Origin of the sequence: Marinobacter sp. C7 (assembly GCF_022343555.1) — a bacterium.
Lineage (GTDB): Bacteria > Pseudomonadota > Gammaproteobacteria > Pseudomonadales > Oleiphilaceae > Marinobacter.
In genome coordinates, this window is the sequence record NZ_JAKQZH010000001.1 from 421,286 (window position 1) to 443,243 (window position 21,958).

Annotated in this window: 14 protein-coding genes; 10 read left to right on the forward strand and 4 right to left on the reverse strand. The window is 59.5% G+C overall.

Annotated features, from left to right (window positions below; translation table 11 throughout):
- The first annotated feature begins 665 nt into the window (after positions 1 to 665).
- Both aceE and aceF read left to right on the forward strand, forming a co-directional pair.
- Positions 666 to 3,329, forward strand: coding sequence for a pyruvate dehydrogenase (acetyl-transferring), homodimeric type (aceE, locus tag MD273_RS01905; RefSeq protein WP_239036079.1), 2,664 nt, complete (start codon positions 666 to 668; stop codon positions 3,327 to 3,329).
- A 10-nt stretch (positions 3,330 to 3,339) separates the two neighbouring features.
- Positions 3,340 to 4,995: a dihydrolipoyllysine-residue acetyltransferase gene (gene aceF, locus MD273_RS01910; RefSeq protein WP_239036080.1), complete on the forward strand. Its 1,656-nt coding sequence runs from the start codon at positions 3,340 to 3,342 to the stop codon at positions 4,993 to 4,995.
- A 543-nt stretch (positions 4,996 to 5,538) separates the two neighbouring features.
- On the opposite strand, the gene MD273_RS01915 is transcribed toward aceF, so the two are convergent.
- Positions 5,539 to 6,678, reverse strand: coding sequence for a DcaP family trimeric outer membrane transporter (locus MD273_RS01915; protein ID WP_239036081.1), 1,140 nt, complete (start codon positions 6,676 to 6,678; stop codon positions 5,539 to 5,541).
- Positions 6,679 to 6,841: 163 nt separating this feature from the next.
- Between MD273_RS01915 and MD273_RS01920 the strand changes: the two genes are divergently transcribed.
- The 6 genes from MD273_RS01920 to astB all read left to right on the forward strand — a co-directional run bounded on the left by MD273_RS01920 (position 6,842) and on the right by astB (position 14,911).
- Entirely contained in the window at positions 6,842 to 8,293 is a 1,452-nt protein-coding gene (locus MD273_RS01920) for an exonuclease domain-containing protein (RefSeq protein WP_239036082.1), read from the forward strand.
- Between the two features lie 94 nt (positions 8,294 to 8,387).
- Positions 8,388 to 9,602, forward strand: a complete 1,215-nt coding sequence (locus tag MD273_RS01925) for an aspartate aminotransferase family protein (RefSeq protein ID WP_239036083.1) — start codon at positions 8,388 to 8,390, stop codon at positions 9,600 to 9,602.
- A gap of 259 nt (positions 9,603 to 9,861) precedes the next feature.
- On the forward strand, positions 9,862 to 10,878 hold the full coding sequence (locus MD273_RS01930; RefSeq protein WP_239036084.1) for an arginine N-succinyltransferase: 1,017 nt from the start codon (positions 9,862 to 9,864) through the stop codon (positions 10,876 to 10,878).
- A gap of 28 nt (positions 10,879 to 10,906) precedes the next feature.
- Positions 10,907 to 12,040 (forward strand): arginine N-succinyltransferase, encoded by a 1,134-nt coding sequence (astA, locus tag MD273_RS01935; protein ID WP_239036085.1) that lies wholly within the window; start codon positions 10,907 to 10,909, stop codon positions 12,038 to 12,040.
- 41 nt (positions 12,041 to 12,081) lie between these two features.
- Positions 12,082 to 13,557, forward strand: a complete 1,476-nt coding sequence (gene astD, locus MD273_RS01940) for a succinylglutamate-semialdehyde dehydrogenase (protein WP_239036086.1) — start codon at positions 12,082 to 12,084, stop codon at positions 13,555 to 13,557.
- A gap of 13 nt (positions 13,558 to 13,570) precedes the next feature.
- Positions 13,571 to 14,911, forward strand: a complete 1,341-nt coding sequence (gene astB / locus MD273_RS01945) for an N-succinylarginine dihydrolase (RefSeq protein ID WP_239036087.1) — start codon at positions 13,571 to 13,573, stop codon at positions 14,909 to 14,911.
- A 21-nt stretch (positions 14,912 to 14,932) separates the two neighbouring features.
- Here astB and MD273_RS01950 read toward each other — a convergent pair whose 3' ends face one another.
- Positions 14,933 to 15,568: a TetR/AcrR family transcriptional regulator gene (locus MD273_RS01950; RefSeq protein WP_239036088.1), complete on the reverse strand. Its 636-nt coding sequence runs from the start codon at positions 15,566 to 15,568 to the stop codon at positions 14,933 to 14,935.
- A gap of 119 nt (positions 15,569 to 15,687) precedes the next feature.
- Here MD273_RS01950 and MD273_RS01955 point away from each other — a divergent pair, with 119 nt between their 5' ends.
- Both MD273_RS01955 and MD273_RS01960 read left to right on the forward strand, forming a co-directional pair.
- Positions 15,688 to 16,767 carry an efflux RND transporter periplasmic adaptor subunit gene (locus tag MD273_RS01955; protein ID WP_239036089.1) on the forward strand — a complete coding sequence of 360 codons (1,080 nt, stop codon included), beginning with the start codon at positions 15,688 to 15,690 and terminating at the stop codon, positions 16,765 to 16,767.
- Positions 16,764 to 19,790 carry an efflux RND transporter permease subunit gene (locus MD273_RS01960; RefSeq protein ID WP_239036090.1) on the forward strand — a complete coding sequence of 1,009 codons (3,027 nt, stop codon included), beginning with the start codon at positions 16,764 to 16,766 and terminating at the stop codon, positions 19,788 to 19,790. Before MD273_RS01955 ends, MD273_RS01960 begins: the two co-directional genes overlap by 4 nt.
- A gap of 162 nt (positions 19,791 to 19,952) precedes the next feature.
- Here MD273_RS01960 and astE read toward each other — a convergent pair whose 3' ends face one another.
- Together astE and MD273_RS01970 are read right to left on the reverse strand one after the other, a co-directional pair.
- Positions 19,953 to 20,993: a succinylglutamate desuccinylase gene (gene astE, locus MD273_RS01965; protein ID WP_239036091.1), complete on the reverse strand. Its 1,041-nt coding sequence runs from the start codon at positions 20,991 to 20,993 to the stop codon at positions 19,953 to 19,955.
- A gap of 242 nt (positions 20,994 to 21,235) precedes the next feature.
- Complete coding sequence (locus MD273_RS01970; protein WP_239036092.1) at positions 21,236 to 21,958, reverse strand: ABC transporter permease; 723 nt, start codon at positions 21,956 to 21,958, stop codon at positions 21,236 to 21,238.

Here is a 21,958-nt window from a genome sequence, read left to right on the forward strand (position 1 = left end):
ATCGCCCTCTGTTGTTGCCAATGACTGAAAAAGTGGTCGGACCACTTTTCCGCTGGTTAAAAATCGGGCAGGCAAGTATACATAAATAGGAATTTATTTTCAGGTCTAATTAAAAAATGTCGCCAGTCGGGGTGGAGGGGTGATTCAAGGCTTCTTAAAAGCGTCTGAAATTAAAGAAAAAATCTATCAGGTCGAAGGTCGGATGGGCCCTGGATCGTTTAGTAACGCTATGAATTCCGGGGGTGTTCGGAAAACTACGACCTTGGTCTGATTCTGGTTGTGTGGTGGTCTGAAAAAGGTCATTCTTGCGTAAGTAACCGCAATGGAATGTTGTTCGAAGGGCCCTGGAGGCCCATTTGATTGCTTTGTTCAATCAAAATGTAGTAAAAACACTACAAATTCGGGCGCATCAATGTGAGCACGCTCTCGAATCGCCGGTCGGCCACGCGCCAAGAGCCTGATTTCACAAGGCCGGCCGGGCAGGAAAACTTTGAAAGCTGTTCTATGCTTGATGGAGGTTCCACGTACTGTCCTGCAGTACCGCCATCGGGCTGATACACCCATAACAATTACTCTGCATTTTCACGCAGCTTATCGACACCGTATGCGCAGCGGCTGCTGATCGTGGCCCGCGCTGCACCTTTTGATGCCAAGGGGAGGGTTTGATGTACCAGGACGATGATCCCATTGAAACCAGTGAATGGCTTGACGCACTGGAATCTCTGATCGAGAACGAAGGCGTTGAGCGAGCCAAATACATTCTGGAGCGACTCTCCGAGCGCGCCAGCCGCGATGGCACCGAACTGCCATACTCCATCACCACGCCATTCCGTAACACCATCCCGGTCACTCAACAGGCCCAGATGCCCGGGGACCTGTTCATGGAGCGTCGAATCCGTTCCCTGATCCGCTGGAATGCCATGGCCATGGTGGTTCGTGCCAACAAGCGTCCGGGCGAGCTCGGTGGCCATATCTCCACCTTCTCCTCTGCTGCCACCCTGTATGACGTTGGCTTCAACTATTTCTTCCACGGTGGCGACGAAAAGCGTGAATCCGATCTGGTGTATTTCCAGGGGCACGCCGCACCGGGTATCTATGCGCGTTCCTTCCTCGAAGGGCGGTTTTCCGAAGAGGAACTGGACAAATTCCGCGAGGAAGTGGACGGTGGAGGCCTCTCCTCCTATCCCCACCCCTGGCTGATGCCCGATTACTGGCAGTTCCCGACAGTCTCCATGGGACTTGGGCCGATCCAGGCTATCTACCAGGCGCATGTCATGAAGTACCTGCACAGCCGCGAGCTGATCGATATGGATGGTCGCAAGGTGTGGGCCTTCATCGGTGATGGCGAGTGCGACGAGCCCGAAACCCTTGGCTCCATTTCCAAGGCCGGACGGGAGAATCTGGATAACCTGATTTTCGTGGTCAACTGTAACCTGCAGCGTCTGGATGGTCCGGTCCGGGGTAATGGCAAGATTGTCCAGGAGCTGGAAGGCGTGTTCCGTGGCGCCGGCTGGAACGTGATCAAGGTAGTCTGGGGCCGTATGTGGGATCCGCTGTTCGAGAAAGACGAAGACGGCATCATGCAGCGCACCATGGATGAAATCTGTGATGGCGAACTGCAGAACCTCACCTTCAAGGGCCCGGCCTACACCCGCAAGGAGTTTTTCGGCAAGTATCCGGAACTGGCGAAGCTGGCGGAGAACCTGTCCGATGACGATATCAGCAAGCTGAATCGCGGTGGTCACGATCCCTACAAGGTGTATGCGGCCTATCACAAGGCGGTGAACCAGGCCAACGGCAAGCCGACGGTCATTCTGGCACACACCATCAAAGGTTACGGCTTTGGTGCGGCGGGCGAAGCACAGAACACCGCGCACTCCCTGAAGAAGCTCGACATCGATACCCTGAAAGCTTTCCGGGATCGTTTCGGTGTTCCGCTCAAGGACGACGAACTCGAGGAAGTACCCTATTACCGTCCGGCTCCGGACAGCCCGGAACTGGTATACATGAAGAAGCGCCGCCAGGACCTCGGCGGTTTCTACCCGAAACGCAAGAAAGACTGCCAGCCACTCCAGATTCCGGAGCTGGATATCTTCAAGCAGGTGCTGGAAGGTTCCGATGGTCGCCAGATCTCCACCACCATGGCGTTCGTCCGGATTCTCAGTGCCCTGGTAAAAGACAAGCGAATCGGCAAGCGGGTCGTCCCGATCGTTCCCGACGAGGCGCGTACCTTTGGTATGGAAGGCATGTTCCGCCAGCTGGGTATCTATACCTCTGAAGGTCAGAAGTATGTGCCCCAGGATCGTGACCAGATCATGTACTACCGGGAGGACAAGAAAGGCCAGATCCTCCAGGAAGGTATTAACGAAGACGGTGCGATGGCGACCTGGATGGCGGCCGCTACGTCATACAGCACCAACGACTTCCCGCTGATCCCGTTCTACGTGTTTTATTCGATGTTCGGTTTTCAGCGCGTCGGGGACCTGGCGTGGGCTTCGGGCGACATGCAGGCGCGCGGTTTCCTGATCGGCGGAACGGCCGGTCGGACCACCCTGAACGGGGAAGGCCTGCAGCACCAGGATGGTCATAGTCACGTTCTGGCGAACACCATTCCCAACTGCCGGTCCTACGATCCGGCCTACGGCTACGAGATGGCCGTGGTCATCCGGCACGGTATGAAGGAGATGTTCGAGGAGAACAAGAACGTCTTCTACTACCTGACCATTGAAAACGAGATGTACGAGCAGCCGGCGATGCCGAAGGACTGCGAAGACGGCATCATCAAGGGCATGTACAAGTACGAGTCCGTTGAAACCAAGGGCCGCAAGAAGACCCCTCGGGTTCAGCTGCTCGGCTCTGGCGCCATCCTCAACGAGGTGCGCGCCGCCGCCGAGATGCTCAGAGACGATTGGGGCGTCGCTTCGGACGTGTGGAGCGTGACCAGTTACAACGAGCTGGCCCGCGACGGCCAACATGTGGAGCGCTGGAACCATCTGCACCCGGATGACAAGCCGAAGAAGGCCTACGTTACCCAGATGCTGGAGAAGCAACAGGGTCCGGTGGTTTCCTCTACCGATTACATCAAGCTGCACTCCGAGCAACTGCGGGCGTTCATCCCCAAGACCTACATGACCCTGGGCACCGACGGTTTCGGCCGCAGCGACACCCGCGAGAAACTGCGTAACTTCTTCGAGGTGGATCGCTACTATGTGACGGTCACCGCCCTGGCCGCCCTGGCGAAAGATGGTGAGATCAAGCAGGAGCAGGTTCTCGAAGCCATGCGCAAGTACGGAATCGATCGCAACAAAACGAACCCGGTGCTGAGCTAAGGAGACCGCCATGAGTGAACAGGAAATCAAGGTTCCCGATCTCGGCGGTGCTGATGAAGTCGAGATCATCGAAATCATCGTCAGCGAAGGGGATTCGGTTGAGGAAGAAGATCCGATTCTGACTGTGGAATCCGACAAGGCATCGGTCGAACTGCCGGCACCCTTCGCCGGCAAGATTGCCAAAATCACCGTCAAGGTGGGTGACAAGGTCAGCGAAGGCGACGTGGTCGGGATGATGGAAGTCAGTGGCGACGCCGGTGGGTCCGGCGAAACTGCCGGACAGGAGCAGGAAGAGGCGAAGTCCGAAGAAAAGGCTGAGGAGCCATCCGAAGCCGAGTCAGCGGACAGCAAGCCAGCCCCGAAGAAGAAGTCCGGTGGTAGCCGCAAGGAGACGGTCAAGGTCCCCTCCCTGGACGGCTTTGACAATGTGCCGGTGATCGAGATCAACGTCTCCGAAGGCGACACCATTGATGCTGAAGATGCGCTGGTGACGGTGGAGTCTGACAAGGCGACGATGGAAGTGCCGTCTCCGTATGCTGGCAAGGTGGATAAGATCCTCATCAAGGAGGGCGACAAGCTGTCCGAGGGTGACGATCTGCTGGAAATGACCATCGTTGAGGAAGGTGGCGAGGAAGAAGAGGAAGCTGCGGCCGAGCCGGCGAAGGAAGAGAAAGCCCAGAGCAAGCCTGCCGAAAAGCCGAAGCGGGACGCTGCGCCCCAGCCGCAAGGTGCGACTTATGAACCGCCGGCCCCGGGCACCAAGGTCCATGCTGGTCCGGCCGTGCGCAAGCTGGCCAGAGAATTGGGAGCGGACCTGACCCGCGTCAAGGGCAGTGGGCCCAAGGGGCGTATCGTCAAGGACGATGTGCACGCCTATGTGAAGAGTCAACTGCAGCAGGCCCAGCAGGGTGGCGGTGTGGCCACGGGGTCTGGCATTCCGGGCGTCAAGCTGCCGGACTTCAGCCAGTTCGGCGAGGTGGAGCGCGAGTCCATGTCGCGCATGATGGCGGCCACGGCCACCAACATGCAGCGCAGCTGGCTGAACGTGCCCCACGTGACCCAGTTCGACGACGCTGATATCACCGAGATGGAGAGCTTCCGCAAGGCACAGAAGGCCGCCGGCGAGAAGAAAGGCGTGAAGATGACGCCGCTTCCGTTCCTGCTCAAGGCCTGTGCCGCTGCGCTGGCGGAGCTGCCTCAGTTCAACGTGTCCCTGGACATGGAGCGCAAGGAGGTGGTTCGCAAGAAGTACATCCACATCGGTATCGCGGTGGATACGCCGCACGGCCTGATGGTGCCGGTCATCCGTGACGTGGACCAGAAGGGGCTGTGGGAGCTGGCGGCCGAGAGTGCCGAGCTGGCCCAGAAGGCGCGGGACAAGCAGCTGAAGCCGGCAGAAATGCAGGGCGCCTGCTTTACCATCACCAGCCTGGGTGGTATCGGTGGCACTGCGTTCACGCCGATCGTGAATACGCCGGAAGTGGCGATTCTGGGTGTCTCCAAGGCGGCCATGAAGCCGGTGTGGGATGGCAAGGAGTTCCAGCCGCGGCTGATGTTGCCGCTGTCGCTGTCCTACGACCACCGGGCGGTGAACGGGGCCGATGCGGCTCGGTTTACCAGCTTGCTGACGCAGCTGTTGGGGGATATTCGGACCCTGCTGCTGTGATCGTCTAGCCCTGTGCTATGTGCCCTCCCAGCCTTCGAGCTGGGGGGGTAACAAAGGCGGGCATACCTTTTCAGAACACGCTACAGGCACCCGCAAGCGGGTCCGGCCTGCAATCTCAGATTGCAGTCGTTCAGCTGTCGCATGAAGCTTGGCTTCATAAACGCTCGGCTGAACCCTTGTGCGCTTGTTTCGGGCCGTCCCTGGCCCTCAACAGTTCTGAAAAGGTATGCCCGCCTTTGTCGCTTTCGCTTCTCAGAAACCTCTGCAATGTTAAGTCGGCCCGGGGTCAGCAGAAAGCCTTCTTCTGACCCCCTTCTTTGGCTGATCCCCAAAGCTCGCACCCTCAGGGGTCTGAAGAAGGCTTTCTTCTGACCCCATTTTTGGGTTGATCCCCAAAGCTTGGCTATTTGGCTCTAACACGGGGTCAGATGAAGGCTTTCATCAGACCCCTGAGTTGCATCAGATCCCTGAGCTGGGCACCCGGAAACGAAAAAGCCCCGGCAAATGCCGGGGCCTTTCCGAGTTAACTTCTAAAAGGAAGGATTAGAAGTTGTACTGGGCAGCGAACATCAGGCGGCTAGCGTCGCCGTCGTCACCGTCCACTTCTTCAGTCATCAGGTACTGGTATTCAACACCCATCATGACGTTCTTGACCGGAGTCCACTTGTAGTTGGCTACGATGTGGGAGTTTGTCTCGGTCTCGTCAGCAACAGTTGCTGCACCCAGATCCTGCTCAGCGTCATCCCAGTCCATGGTAGCCATACCATAGGCGAGGTTGATGCTCCGGCCGTTGCCGAGGCCGATGCCGGTACCGATGGTGCCCGCGTAGCCGCTGATGGTTTCAAGGTCACCGCCAACGATGTAGGCATCGTCACCGAAGTAGTTGTCACCGGAACGCCAGAGGTAGCTGTTAGCACCGTCGCTGTAGTTCAGGGCGCCGTGGATGTCGATCATGTCAGTGATCTGCATCTTGGCAGCAACGAACGCGCCGAAACCGAAGGCGCTGTCGTCAGCGGTGCCAGTGTCGTAGCTGATCTGACGAGCAACCGCCGCTGCAGAGTAGGACATGCCGCCGGCAGAGTCTTCCAGGCGTGCTGTCAGAGCAGGCATGCTGTCTTTCTCTGCGCCAGTGGCGTTGTACACGGAGCTCTGCGGATCCTCAGCAGAGAAGGACAGGGCGCCAGTGGTGTAGCGCAGCTGTGCTGTCCGGCCCTGGTAGCCAGCGCCACCTGCCATGGAATCAAAGTCGAGAGTGGCAGTGTTGCCCACGAAGCTGTTGTAGTTGGACCAGGTCTGGCCGGCAAGAACACCCATGTAGGAGCCGTAGCCGTGACGCAGACGCAGGGTGCCGCCACGGAAGTCGCCTTCCACGTTTACAGTGACGCCTTCGGGGGAAACTGCTTTTACGCCAATACGGCTCTGGACGGCATCGGCATCAAAGAAACCTGTTACTTCGTTGTCTTCGGCGGCGCCAGTGTTAATGCCGCTGAAAGTACCGGATTGAGTAGAAGTGGTTACGTTCTCGTCGATATCGTAACTGGCATTCAAGCGAGCGTAGCCGTATACAGACAGATCGTACCCGCCAGCTTCAAAGCTGACGGCGCCGGCTTGTCCAGCTACACCGAATACTGCAGCTGCTGCCGTCGCACGAATTGCCATTCTCAATTTGTTGTTGCTTTGCATCGTTGTTGTCTCCACACATTTGTTGTTGTTGGACCCACAAACAAGGTAGTTACGAATCCATGACAATTCAAATAAATTCGTCGATTATTTAGACCAATGTCTATAGTTGAATTTCGTTGATATACAGACATCTGCGCTTGACCTTTCGTCGTAATGGTGAGCAATGACCTCCCAAAGTACATACCTTGCCGACAACACCTTTGCCTTTCTGGATATCGAGACCACCGGGGGCAACTCGTCCCATGACCGGATAACCGAAATCGGCATCCGGTTCTGGCGGGCCGGGGAGGTGGTCGGGGAGTGGCAGACGCTGCTCAATCCGGAGACACGGATTTCCTCGTTTATTGAAAGGCTTACCGGCATCAGCAATGAGATGGTGGCGGAGGCGCCACTGTTCGGGGATGTGGCCGATGAGCTGGAAGCGAAGTTGAAAGACTGTGTGTTTGTCGCCCACAACGCACGGTTTGATTACGGCTTCATTAAATCCGAGTTCCGGCGTCTGGGCCGCCTGTTTTCGGCCCGGGTGCTGTGCACGGTGAAGCTGTCACGGTGGCTTTATCCGGAGTTCCGGCGCCATAACATGGACTCCCTGATTGCCCGCCATGGACTGGAACAGGTGCAGCGGCACCGGGCCATGGGGGATGTATCCGCGATGCTGGCGTTTTTCGAGCATGCCCGGAACGAGCATGGGAACGGGCCCATGGAACATGCGATCCGGGAACTGCTGCAGAGGCCCAGCGTGCCCTCGAATCTGCCGCCGGGGATCATGGATGAGTTACCACGGGTACCGGGCGTTTACCGGTTCTATGGTGAAAATGATGTGCTGCTCTATGTGGGAAAGAGCACCAATATTGCCCAGCGAGTCGCTTCCCACTTTGCCGGAGACCATAACTCCAGTCGCGGCGTGCGGATGTCGGAAAGCCTGCGCCGGGTCGAGTGGACCGAGACTGCCGGAGAACTCGGTGCACTGCTGCTGGAGCTGAAACAGATCAAGGGTCTCAAGCCTCTGTTCAACCGCCGCTCGCGGGCGGCGAAGAATCTGGTCAGTATCGAGCTGGCAACCAACGAATCCGGGTATCTGCAGGCAAGACTGGTGCGTGAAATCGAGCCACACCGGCTCGGGGACTATTTCGGACTGTTTCGCAGCAAGCGGGACGCTGAGCGTGCACTCAGCGGCATTGCCACCAGGAATGAACTGTGCAACCAGTTGCTGGGCCTCGAGCCGGAGCAAAAAGGCCCTTGCTTCCAGCGTACGCTCGGCAGGTGCAAGGGGGCCTGCGAAGGCGGGGAAGATGTCGCTCGCTACAATCTGCGGATGCAAATCGCCTTCCATGGGCTGCGCCTGTCCACCTGGCCCTGGCGCGGCCCGGTTGGCATTGTAGAACGCAACGAAGAAAGCGGCCGAACGGATATCCTGGTGGTCTATAACTGGATCCACGTTGCCACCGTTCACGATGAAGACGAGCTTCATGACCTCTGTCTGAGCGGTCAGGCCGTGACCTTTGATCTCGATTCCTACAAACTGTTGGTCAAGACACTGATGGGGCGCGATCGCAAGTCCCGCCGCCTGATCGAGTTACCGTACACAGGGGCGCCGGATGTGCTGATGCCCTGAGTGGCGTATTATGAATCGGTCCGCACTCCTACCTAGTGCGGATCCGAAACATTGCCTGCTATGTTAAAGGTTTGGATACCGCTGAGAGAGAGATATGAACAAAGAGCCTGTTTCCCGCGAACTGTTTGATGAAGTCATGGTGCCCAACTACGCCCCCGGAAGCATCATCCCGGTGCGTGGCGAGGGCTCCCGCATCTGGGACCAGGACGGTCGGGAGTTCGTGGATCTACAGGGTGGCATCGCCGTGACCTGCCTCGGTCACTCCCACCCCGGGCTGCTCGGTGCCCTGCAGGATCAGGCCGAAAAAATCTGGCACCTGTCCAACGTCATGACCAACGAGCCGGCCTTGCGCCTGGCCAAGACGCTGTGCGACCTTACTTTTGCCGAACGGGTGTTCTTCGCCAACTCCGGCGGCGAGGCCAACGAAGCTGCCTTCAAGCTGGCCCGGCGCTACGCCTGGGAGCACTACGGTCCGGAGAAGAACGAAATTATCTCGTTCAAGAACTCCTTCCACGGTCGCACCCTGTTCACCGTCAGCGTGGGCGGCCAGCCGAAATACCTGGAAGGCTTCGAGCCTGCGCCCGGTGGCATTCATCATGCCGAATACAACAACCTCGATTCTGTAAAGGCCCTGATCTCAAAAGAGAAGACCTGCGCCATCGTGGTTGAGCCGATCCAGGGCGAAGGCGGCGTCATGCCGGCCGATCCCGAGTTCCTCAAAGGGTTGCGCGCGCTGTGCGACGAGAATGATGCCCTGTTGGTCTTCGACGAAGTCCAGACTGGCGTCGGCCGGACCGGCCATCTGTATGCCTACCAGATGTATGACGTCGTCCCGGACATTCTCTCCAGCGCCAAAGGTCTGGGCGGCGGTTTCCCCGTAGCTGCCATGCTCACCACCGCCAGGATTGCCGCCAGCCTCGGCGTCGGTACCCACGGCAGCACCTACGGCGGCAACGCCCTGGCCTGCGCCGTGGCCCAGAAAGTGGTCGACACGGTCAGCCAGCCGGAAATCCTGAAAGGGGTCAAAGCCCGTTCGGACAAACTCCGCAAAGGTATGATGGATATCGGTGAGCGCTACGGCATTTTCAGCGAAGTTCGCGGTGCCGGCCTGCTGCTGGGTTGCGTGCTGACTGAAAAGTGGCAGGGCAAGGCCAAGGACTTCCTTAACGCTGGTCTTGATGAGGGCGTGATGGTGCTGGTGGCGGGTGGCAATGTTGTCCGTCTCGCGCCCTCACTGATCATCCCGGATCAGGATATCGAAGAAGCGCTGGAGCGTTTCGAGCGAGCTGTTAAAAAGTTGACGGCCTGAACGATAGTAGGCCGGAGTTCGCCCCCACCTCCCGGGAATGTTGAAGGCCAAGGATGGCCTGAAACAAGCGCACATGGGTGAGGCAAGCGTTTATGAAGCGGAGCTTCATGCGCAGCTGAACGACAGTAATCTATGATTACTGGCTGGACCCGCGCAGCGGGGGATCGTAGCGGTTCCCGGGAGGTGGGGGCGGGCTCCGGCCGGTCGGGCATCTCCGAACCTGAGGGAATGCCCAGATCAAGAACAACAGGGAGCAATTATGTGGCTAGTCCGTCCGGCAATCCCAGCTGACCTGGCATCGATCCTGGAAATCGCAGGCACCCAGGGCGCGAGACTGTCCTCGACGCTCCCGAAGCAGAAAGAGACCCTCGCCAGCAAGATCCAGCACTCAGAGGACTCCTTCGCCGGCAAAACCAACCCCGAAGAGCCACCCAGATTCCTCTTTGTCCTGGAAAACACCGTAACCGGCGAAGTCCTCGGCACCGCCGGCATCGACGCCCGCGCCGGTAACGGGCAGCCGTTCTACAACTACCGCCGGGACGCCCTCATCCACGCCTCCCACGAGCTGGGCGTTTCGCGCCGGGTCGAAGTGCTATACCCCAGTCATGGGCTGACCGATCAGAGCCTGCTGTGCTCGTTTGCCATCAAACCCGAATTGCGCACCACGGACGCCTTCGAACTGCTGTCCCGAGCCCGGCTGCTGTTTATCGCCGAACACCGGGAACGGTTTAACGCCCGGGTTGTCGTCGAGATCCAGGGCGTTCAGGAAGACGATGGCAGTGTGCCATTCTGGGACAGCCTCGGGCGGCATTTCTTCAATATGGATTTTCAGACAGCCGACCAGTATTCAGGAACCCTCAGCAAGACTTTCATCGCCGAACTCATGCCCCCCAACCCGATCTACGTCACCCTGCTCAGTCCGAGCGCGCAAAAAGCATTGGGGCAGCCGCACAAATTGACGGTCTCCAACCTGGAACTGCTGCAGCGGGAAGGATTCCACGCGGGCTGTTACCTGGACATCTTTGATGCCGGCCCGGTGCTGGAGGCCCGCACCGACAACCTGCGGACACTGGTAACCAGCGATCGTAAAGAGTTGCATGGCAGCCACGACGATGCCGGGGAAACCTGCCTGATTGCAGCGGGTGAGGGGAATGCATTCCGGTGCACCCTGACCCCGGTCGCGGAAACCCTCGAAGACACAGTGAAAGTTCCGGTCCGCACCTGGCAAGTTCTCAACAAGAGTGCTGGCGACACGGTAAGGATCGCGCCGCTATGACACCGAATCGCAAACAGGAGGCCCGGCCATGCTGGTAATCCGGCCGCTGCAGGAAAATGATCTCGACGATCTCTATGATATGGCGCTCAATGCCGGCAAGGGCCTGACCACCCTGCCGGCGGATCGGGAGCTGCTGGAACGCAAGATCAGCCTGGCCCGGGAAACCTTCAACCAGCGCTGCGCCCCCGAAGCAGGTATTTACCTGTTCGCCCTGGAAGACCTGACCACGGGTAAGGCGGTCGGTATCAGTGGTATCCAGGCCCGGGTCGGGCTGGACGAGGTGTTCTACAATTACCGGTTGAGCCTGACCGTCAACGCGTCGAAAGAGCTGGGTGTCCATGTCCGGACGCCAACCCTGCAACTGTCCAATGACATGACGGATACCAGTGAAATCTGCTCTCTGCTGCTCTCTGACGCCTACAAGGGCGGGGGCAACGGGTTGATGCTGTCACGTTGTCGGTTCATGTACCTGGACGAGTTCCGCAAGCACTTCTCCGAGAAGGTGTTTGCGGAAATGCGGGGTGTCTCTGATCGCAACGGGCAGAGCCCGCTCTGGGATGCGCTTGGAGCCAAGTTTTTCGACATGGAATTCAGCGAGGCCGACAAGCTGTCCGGGCTCGGCAACAAGGCTTTCATCGCCGAACTGATGCCGAAGTATCCCATATACGTGCCGATGCTGCCGGATCCGGCGCGGGCCGTTATCGGTCGGGTGCACGAGAACACTGTACCGGCCCTGAAAATGCTTCAGGCCGAAGGTTTCAACTTCAACGGTCTGGTGGACATCTTTGATGGTGGCCCCGTGGTAGAGGCGTTTGTGCATAATATCCGTACCATTCGGGACAGCATCAATCGCTACGTTCTGGTCACCAGCAAACCCATGAGTCTCGACGCGCCGCCCGCGGAACGAGCGATGGTCTCGAACCGCTCGTTCCGGGATTTCCGCGTGACCACGCTACCGGCGAAGTGCATCGGTCCCGAAACGGTACGGATGCCACCCGAGCTCGCCGAAGCCCTGCAGGTGCAGTCAGGAGATTCAGTGCGCCTGGCCCCCTTGAAAGAAGGCGGCTTCTGGCCCATTCATTCCCATAGGGAAGGCAACAGTTTTGACGAAAAATCCCAGAACAGAATCAAGAAGTACCGTAGCCATTCATCGTGGGACTGAGGCGCGGATGACAGGAACTCCAGGATCGGGAGGTGCACACCATGGCGAATCTGACAGGTGAAATCTTTATCGACGGACTCTGGCTCACCGGCCACGGTCTGCCCTTTGAGTCGGTACAACCGGTAACCGGTGAAACGGTCTGGGATGGTACCGGCGCCAACCTGGAAGATGTCGATGCGGCTGTCCGTGAGGCCCGTAACGCCTTTTTAAAATGGCAGCGAAAGAGTTTTGCCGAGCGGCAGGCTGTGGTTGAGGCTTTCCGCGACCAGCTGGAAGCGCACAAGGAGGACCTGGCGCATCAGATCGGTCTGGAGACCGGTAAACCCTTGTGGGAATCCCGCACAGAAGTGGCCGCGATGATTGGCAAGGTCGCCATTTCCATCAAGGCGTACAACGAGCGAACCGGCCATACCGAGTCCGATGTGCCCGGCGGCCATGCGGTATTGCGCCATAGGCCCCACGGGGTTGTCGCGGTATTCGGCCCCTACAATTTCCCCGGCCACCTGCCCAATGGACACATTGTGCCTGCCTTGCTGGCCGGCAATACCGTGGTGTTCAAACCCAGTGAGCTAACGCCGGGCGTGGCGGAAATGACGGTCAAATTCTGGGAAAAGGCCGGGCTGCCCGATGGCGTGATCAACCTTGTTCAGGGCGGTGCTGATACCGGTCGATCCCTGGCCAGCCACCCCATGATTGACGGCCTGTTCTTCACTGGCAGCTCCAACGTCGGTCACCTGCTGCACCAGCAGTTTGGCGGCCAGCCCGAAAAGATCCTGGCCCTGGAAATGGGCGGTAACAACCCGCTGATCGTTCAGGACGTGGCGGATGTCGACGGTGCGGTCCACCATGCACTCCAGTCCGCCTTCCTCTCCGCCGGCCAGCGCTGCACCTGCGCCCGGCGGTTGCTGGTGCCCAAGGGCAAGAAAGGGGATCAGTTCCTGGACCGGCTGGTGGAAGTGGCCGGCAAGATCCGGGTGGGTGAGTTCGATGCCGATCCCCAGCCGTTCATGGGCTCGGTGATTTCCGTGGAAGCAGCGGACAAGCTGCTGGCGGCCCAGACGAACATACTGGAACAGGGCGGCACGTCGTTGCTGGAGATGCAACATCTGAAGCCGGGCACCGGCTTGCTCTCTCCCGGCATCATTGATGCCACCGGGTTGGAGCTGACCGATGAGGAATTCTTTGGTCCACTGCTGACTGTCTATCGCTACAAGAGCTTCGATGAAGCACTGGAGCTGGCAAACAATACCCGCTATGGCCTGTCGGCCGGCCTGCTTTCTGACGACCGAAAGCTTTACGACCGGCTGGTGGAAGAGATCCGGGCAGGCATCGTGAACTGGAACCGGCCGTTGACCGGGGCGAGCAGTGCTGCACCCTTTGGCGGTGTCGGCGCCAGCGGCAACCATCGCCCCAGCGCCTACTATGCGGCGGATTATTGCGCCTGGCCCATGGCCTCCCTTGAGGCCCGCAAGAGCGAGCTGCCAGAGAGTCTGGCGCCGGGCCTGACATTTGACTGACGGAAACGCAACCATGAGCCAACACGCGGTGGAAGCAAACTTTGATGGTCTGGTCGGACCCACGCACAATTATGCCGGTTTGTCCTGGGGCAATGTGGCATCCAAATCCAACGTCCGCTCGATCTCCAATCCGAAAGAGGCGGCGCTGCAGGGGCTGGCCAAAATGAAGCGATTGGCCGACCGGGGCTTTGTGCAGGGCATCCTGCCGCCCCATGAGCGGCCACATATTCCGACCCTGCGGGCAATAGGGTTCACCGGTTCCGATGCGGACATTCTCAAGCAGGCTGCCGCTGAGTCACCGTCGATCCTCGCGGCGGTTTCTTCCGCCTCGCCCATGTGGACGGCAAACGCCGCGACGGTCTCACCCAGTGCCGATACGGCGGATCACCGGGTGCACTTCACACCCGCAAACCTGGGGGCAAAGTTCCACCGCTCCATCGAGCACGAGGTGACAGGGCGCGCCCTGAAGGCCATCTTCACCGACGAGAGCTACTTTGCCCATCACTCGGCGTTGCCGTCAGTCAGCCATTTCGGGGATGAAGGCGCCGCCAACCATACCCGCCTGTGCAGCAGCTACGGTGAGCCCGGCGTGGAGTTGTTTGTCTACGGTCAGATCGCCTTCAATGAAGATGCCCCGGCGCCCCTGAAATATCCGGCCCGGCAGACTCTGGAAGCCTCACAGGCAATTGCCCGCCTGCATGGTCTGCGGGAGCGCAACCTGGTATTTGCCCAACAGAATCCGGATGCGATAGATGCCGGCGTGTTCCACAACGACGTGATCGCAGTTGGCAATGGCAACGCCCTGTTCTACCACGAGCTGGCCTTTCTCGAGGAGGATCGGGTGCTGGCGGATATCCGTGAACGTCTTGTCGGGGCGGAGCTGGAAGCGATAAGGGTCAGCAGTGCCGACGTGCCCCTTGAAGACGCGGTCGCGTCCTACCTGTTCAACAGTCAGCTGCTGAATTCGCCCGATGGCATGCTGCTGGCCGTCCCGGGAGAGTGTCGGGAGATCGGCTCGGTCAGTCGGTACCTGGACTCTCTGGTGGCTTCCGATGGACCGATCACTTCGGTGGAAGTGTTTGATGTCAAACAGTCCATGAGAAATGGTGGTGGTCCGGCCTGTCTGAGATTGCGGGTGGTACTCACCGACGATGAGCTCAGGGCGATCAATCGGGGCGTTATCCTTACGGACGAGCTGTACGAGCGGTTGACTACCTGGGTCGAGGCCCACTACCGCGATGAGCTGTCCCAGGAAGACCTGGGCGACCCCATGTTGCTGGAGGAAGTGCGCAAGGCACTGGATGAGCTGACCGGTATTCTGGGGTTGGGCTCGATCTACGACTTCCAGCTTTAAGGCCCGGTTCCCACACCTCGATCAGGCGCTGATCGATGAGGTCAGCATGTCCATGGTGTGGCGGATGAGGGTATCGGCGGCGAATTCGCTGGTGCCCTCGGCCAATTCTGCCTGGCAGAGCAGAATCACTCCGTGCAGGGCGCCGCGGAGGTAGAGCGCTGTCTCGAATGGATCGCGAATTCTCTCCCGGCTCATGGTGCCATCCGTGAGTCCCTGCTCGATTGCACCTACCATCAGTTCCATCAGCTCGGTCTTGGAACACAGCATCTCGTGCGCCTGGCTCTCATCCGCATCCGCCATGGCAGTGGAGGCCTTGGTCAGGGCCGAGAAATAGTCAGGTTCATCCTGGTAGAACCGGTAATAGGCCTCGCCCATGGCCCGGATCTGGTCCAGCCCCTTGTCCTGTGTTTTCCGTGCTTCCTCGAACCGACTCACCAGACTCTGGCCCGCCCGCAACATGATGCCTCGCTGGATGGCTGCCTTGTCCTTGAAATAGACGTACAGCAGGGCGCGGCTCAGGCTGGCAGTACGGGCGATGTCGTCCATCGACGTTTTGTCATACCCCTTCTCCGAGAACACCAGTTCCGCGGCGTTCAGAATGGCATCGTAGCGGGCCTGTTTTTCGCGTTCGCGGCGGGATTTCAGCGGTTCACTCATGGGGACTTCCGGTTGGTTCAAACAGCCAGGTCATGATACCTGAAACTCGATAAAAACCGATTATTGACAAAATGTCAAAGAATGACATGATGTCGGAAACAGGGATGGAAGGATCAGTTATGAAACCCCGTCAAATTTCAGCAGCGATTCCGGTCGTGCTGCTTACGTTATTGCTGGCTGCCTGCAAGGCCGGCGAGGTGTCACCGGAAGCCAGGGCCGAGTCTGTGTCGGTGCGGGTGACGGACGTGTCTGCTGGCCAGGAGCAGGGTATCCCCCTCCGGTTCTCTGGCATTGTTCAGGCGGCGCAACGGGCGACGCTGACCTTTCAGGTCAGCGGTACCCTCAGGGAGCGATCTGTCGAGTTGGGCCAGAAAGTGAAGGCGGGGGACTTGTTGGCCCGCGTCTACAATCCCGCCCTGGAGCCGGCCACTGATTCGGCTCGTGCCCGTCTGCAGGAGTTGGTGACCCAGTATGAGCAGGCCGGGCGGGAATGGGAGCGTTCCAGCCGGCTGCATGAGCGCGGCGTGGTCTCGGAACAGTCGCTGGAACAGCTCGCCGCCCGGCGGGACAGCCTGAAGGCCAGTGTGGCCACGGCCCGGGCCTCTCTGGCTGAGGCCGAGCGGTTGCTGGAGGAGAGCTCGCTGAGAGCGCCGTTCGCCGGCCGGATAGAGGCCCTGCTGGTGGAGAAAGACGAGTTTGTCGCCGCCGGCCAGCCGGTCATGCGGTTGTCCTCCCCCAATGGCCGGGAAGTGGAAGTACGGGTCCCCGCGTATCTTCTTGATCATGTCAGTCTCGGCCAAGTCCTGCCGGTGTGGGCAGTCCATGATCGGAATCTCCCAGCTGTAAAGGGATCCGTCGTCGAAATTGCCCAGGGCAGCGCAATCAGGGGTGAGCTGCATCCGGTGCTGGTCAGCCTGCCGGAGGCGTCGCTGGAGCCCGGGCAACCGGTGGAAGTGGGACTTACCCCGACCCGTGTTCCGGCGATGACCGTACCGCTGCTGTCGGTCCTGCGGGACCCCGGTGGCACCAGCGTATTCCGGGTCCGTGACAACCGGGCTGAGCGCATTGCAGTGCAGGTGCAACGTATTGTCGGCGAACAGGTCGCGGTACATTCCGACGCGCTGAAGCCCGGCGATCAGGTGGTCTATGCCGGCATAACGCGGTTGGCGGATGGCGATATCGTGGAGATTCGGAGATGACCCGCCGGCTGCTGAACTGCCAGCGGCTGCTGGGCATGGTCGTGACCATGCTGTGTCTGCTCGGCATTGCTGCCTACAGCACCATGCCCCGGCAGGAGGATCCCTCCTTTCCTTATCGGGCAGGTCTGATCACAGTCAGCTACCCGGGTGCCAGTGCCGAGGCGGTCGAGCGGTTGGTCCTGCAGCCACTGGCGGATGAGCTGCGACAGGTTGAGGAAGTGGAATTCACTCAGGGCACGGCGCGTACAGGAGTGGCCCTGGTAAGGTTGCGCCTGGAAGATCACATCTATGAGACTGACGCGGCCTGGGATCGGGTCCGTCAGGCCATGGAACGGGCACGGCGGGACTTTCCCGATGACGTGGGCCAGATGGCTCTGGACGACCGCCTGATCGATATACCTGCCATCGTCCTGGCCGTCGGCGGGTCACCTTCGGTTACCGATCTCTCGACAGTAGCAGAGCGTTTGAAACGCAATCTTGCCGATATTCCCGGTGTATCCCGTATCGAACTTGAGGGCGACGCCGATGAGCAGATTACCCTGGCCCTCGATGACGCCGCGCTGTTCCGTCTGGGTATCCCGCCCTCCCGGGTAATGGATACCCTGGCAAGGCGTAACCAGACCATCCCTGGTGGTTTCGTCGTGGTTGATGGCCGGAGATTGTCGGTATTACCGAACAGTGAGTTTGCCGATATCGACGCCATTCGCGCCACTCCGATAGAGCTGCCTGACGGCTCCCAGGTGCCGCTGGCGGCCGCCGCTGATGTCTGGCGGGGGCCTGCCGAACCGCGCCAGCCGGAGACGTGGTACGACGGCGAACGGGTGGTGCTGGTTTCCCTGATCATGGAAGAGGGCACCACCGATGCCATTCGGTTTGGTGAGCTGGTGCGCGAGCGCGTTGAACAGCTGCGTCCCGATTTTGCCCCCTACGAGATCCGGGAAATGTTCTTCCAGCCAGACAAGGTGGAAGAGCGCCTGGACAACCTGGCCTGGAGCCTGGTGCTGTCTGTCCTGATTATTATCGGGGTGGTTTTTACCGGCATGGGTTTGCGCATGGGATTGCTGGTTGCTTCCATCCTGCCCATGGTGGCGATGATCAGTATCGGCCTGTATGACCTGGGGGGTGGCGTACTGCACCAGGTGGCCGTTATCGGCATGGTGATTTCACTGGGAATCCTGATCGACAATGCCATTGTCATCGTGGAAAACATCCAGGGTCTCCTGAATCAGGGCACGCGGCGGCTTGATGCCCTGCGCAAGGCGGTCGGGGACCTGGCGGGGCCTTTGGGCGCTTCCACCGGGACCACTCTGGCCGCCTTCGCGCCCCTCCTGCTCTCCAAGGGCGGGACGGCGGATTTCACCCGTGGCGTTCCGGTGATGATCATGCTGACGCTGTCGGTCAGCTACCTGCTGGCGATCTCCGCCGTGCCTTTGCTGGCGGCCCGTTTCCTGAAACCGCGCAGAAATGCTCACGGTGATCGCCTGATCGGGCTCGCCCGGTTCCTCGGTGGACTGGTTGCTAACCATCCCAAGCGACTGATTGCTTTCGGGGTGGTACTGGTGGCGATCAGTCTGGCATTGACGCCGTTTACAGCCCAACAGTTCTTCCCCAACGCCGATCGCCCGAGGGTGATCGTTGAGCTCTACATGCCAGAGGGCACCGACCAGTCACGCACTGCCGAGGCCGCTGCCCGTCTGGAGCGCGCCATACGGACCCAGCCAGCGGCACTGGAAGTTCACCGCTTTGTCGGGTTTACCGGTCCGAGTTTCTACTACAACCTTCAGCGTGCGCCCCAGGCGCCCAACCGTGCCCGGTTGGTCATTCGTACGCCGACGCTCGCCGATACCACCGACATGGTGCGCTGGGTGCGGGCCCATGTCAGTGAAACGATGCCCGAGCTGGACCTGACAGTGGGTGTCCTGGGGCAGGGGCCGCCCCGTGCCGCGCCCGTAGAGATCCGTATCTACAACGCCGACGATGCCAAAAGAACAGAAGCGGTTGAGCAGGTGTTCGCGACCCTGAGAAGCGTACGGGGAACGGTGGATGTCCGCCACGACCTGGACATCGGTGTGCCCAGCATCGCCATCAATGTGGATGATGCTTCAGCCGCGCGTTATGGTCTGACCCGTGCGGATGTGGCCCAGAGCCTGTATGGGCAGAGCTTCGGCGTGGTAGCGGAACGCTATCGTCAGGAGGAAGACCCCATTCCCCTGGTGCTGCGATCCAGGGAGGGGACTGCGCTGTCACTGTCACGCCTGTTATCCGTCAATATCTACAACAGCCGTGGTGATGCCGTTCCCCTGGCGGCTGTTGCGTCGATAGACACCAGCTGGGAACCGGCCGCCCGATACCTTCGGGATGGCGTACCGGTGAACACGGTTACCGCCAACCTGCTCAAGGGCTACAGCTTCAGCCAGGCATTGGAGGGGCTTTACGCCGGACTTGAAAATAATCCCTTGCCGGAGGGGACGCGCATGGAAATGGGAGGTGACGCGGAAGGCTCCGGCGATGCCAACGGCGCCCTGCTGAAAGCCGCACCCATCGGGGTGCTTTTGTTGCTGTTCTTCCTGCTGTTGCAGTTCAACTCCTTCCGCCGGGTCGGCATCATCCTGCTGACCGTGCCTCTCGCGACGGTGGGTATCTTTCCCGGGCTGGTGCTGTCCGGTTCGCCCTTCGGCTTCCAGTCCCTGCTGGGCGTCATCGCCCTGGTAGGCATCGTGGTCAACAATGCCATCGTGCTGTTGGATGTCATGGACCGGGAGCTGGAGCAGGGCAGGGACATCCGGGATGCCGTGCGTAATGCGGTTGAACAGCGTACTCGCCCGATCCTGCTCACCACTGCAACCACCGTCGCCGGTTTGCTGCCGCTGGCCTTCTCCAGCAGCACGCTGTGGCCGCCCATGGCCTGGGCGATTATCTCCGGGTTGCTGGCCTCGACCGTGCTGACGCTGTTGGTGGTGCCGTCGGTTTGTGTTCAGGTGATTCGGGAGAAAGTGCCGGAGCCGGAGAATGCGCCGGCCTGACAAAGCAGGGGTCAGAAGAAAGCGTTCTTCTGACCCCTTTGTTGGGGCTTGGCTCGGGGTCTGAAGAAGGCTTTCTTCAGACCCCTGGGGTGGGCTGACCTCTGGAGTGGCAGACTCGGGGACAGGGCGGGGTCAGATGAACGCTTTCATCTGACCCCATGTTCACGCCCGCTTTGCGCGGATCATCAGGCCAACCCGTTGCCCCACCGGCACTTCCCGGTTCGGAAACACAATCGCCTCCGGTGCCTCACCCACCCGGTAACAGGTCTCGCCATCTTCCCAGATTACCGTGCCGGGCTCATACTCCGTGAAATTGGCCACGTCATCGGGAATGTGGAAGTGGAATTCCTTGCCTGTGTTCAGGATTTCATGCACCACTTCAAAGACCGTGAGGCGACGGGTATCGAATGACTGCCCGGGCGCAGGCTCTCCCCGAAAACGCCGACGTAGCGCGTCCCGGATCCCGGCAAAGCGGCTCAGATCGTTCTGCCCGAACGGCCGTACCTTCCCGAGCTCCACGGTAAAACTCTCCGCTCCGAGGTCCGACGAGGTAAACGACGAAAACGTAGTACCCGCCTTGTGTTGCAGAAGCAGCGTCTCTACCTGCGCCTCCAGCAAGAAGCGACACTGATCGGAAGGAACCTCACGCCCCTCCACAAACGGATAAAGCGCGAACTTCTCCCGAAGGGAAGGGCGAATCGCGGTATGCAGATCGTAATGGTTCAACGCCAGGCCCGAATGCTTCCGGGCAAACTCCCGACACAACTGCTCAAGTTCCGAAGCACGGCCGGCCTCAGGCAACCCCCGGTACTCGTCCCGAGTGTGAGCACCGGCAAACAAACGGTTCATGTTGACGTCAATAAACCGCTCACCGGCAACCATGGCCGGCGGATTGCCGAGGATCAGCAACAGCGGACATGCGAGCGTCCATTCGCCGGCAAAGAGTTCGTTCACGAGCTGATTCAACACCTCGATCGGCGCGGTCTCGTTACCGTGCACTCCGGCGGAAATGATCAGAGCTTCGAGGTTGGGGTTTGAGTGGATCGCGGCCGGAGTGAGTTCCAGGACTCCGACGGTGGGCCGCACAAACTCGGTTCCATCAGGAAGTCGGCTCAGGGCCGGGGTCAGTTCGGAAGAAGCATTGGCAAGGGTATGTGCCAGCCAATCAGGAGAAGCATCAAAAAGCGCATTAAGAGCTGACATAGCTGAATCCCCGAAATGAGTTTGGGGTCAGCCGGGATCTTGCCTCCCGGGAATGTTGAAGGCCAAGGATGGCCTGAAACAAGCGCACATGGGTGAGGCAAGCGTTTATGAAGCGAAGCTTCATGCGCCGCCGAACGACAGCAATCTGTGATTGCTGGCCGGACCCGCATGCGGGTGCTCGTAGCGGTTCCCGGAAGAAAATAGACCGACTGACCTTACACCAAAAGCCAGGTGATCCAAAGTCAGGATCCCACAGGCCTCTGATGCCGCAAAAGATGATTCTCAAGCTTGCGGAAGGCAAACACCAGAATAAACGTCAGCACCATATAAATCAGCGCCACAAAAATAAACGCATCAAACGGCGCATAGAACCGCGAGTATATATTCCGGGCCGCCCCCGTCAGGTCCACAATGGTGACCACACTGGCAATCGCACTCGAATGCAGCATGAAAATCACCTCATTGGAATAGGCCTGCACCGCCCTCCGGGCTGCACTCGGCAACACAATGCGCCGCATGCGCAACCACCAGTTCATGCCATAGGCCTTGGCCGCCTCGATCTCGCCGGCCGGCGTCGAAACAATCGCGCCACGGATGATTTCGGTGGTATAGGCGCAGGTATTCAGGGCAAAAGCCAGCAGGGCGGGATAAAACGGCTCCCGGAAAATCTCCCACCAGAACGTGTCCTGGATACCCGGAATCTGGGCAATGCCGTAATAGATGATGTAAAGCTGGATCAGCAGCGGTGTGCCCCGGAACAGATAGGTATACAGCCACACCGGCCCGGAAACCAGCGGGTTCTTCGAGGTGCGCAGAATCGCCAGTGGTATCGCGAACACCAGGCCGATCACCAGCGACAGGAACACCAGTTGCACTGTATTCACCAGACCATTCCAGTATTCCATGATGGTCATGGCGGTAAAGATTTCGTTCTGGTTCAGCCACTGGGCAATAAAATCAGGCAT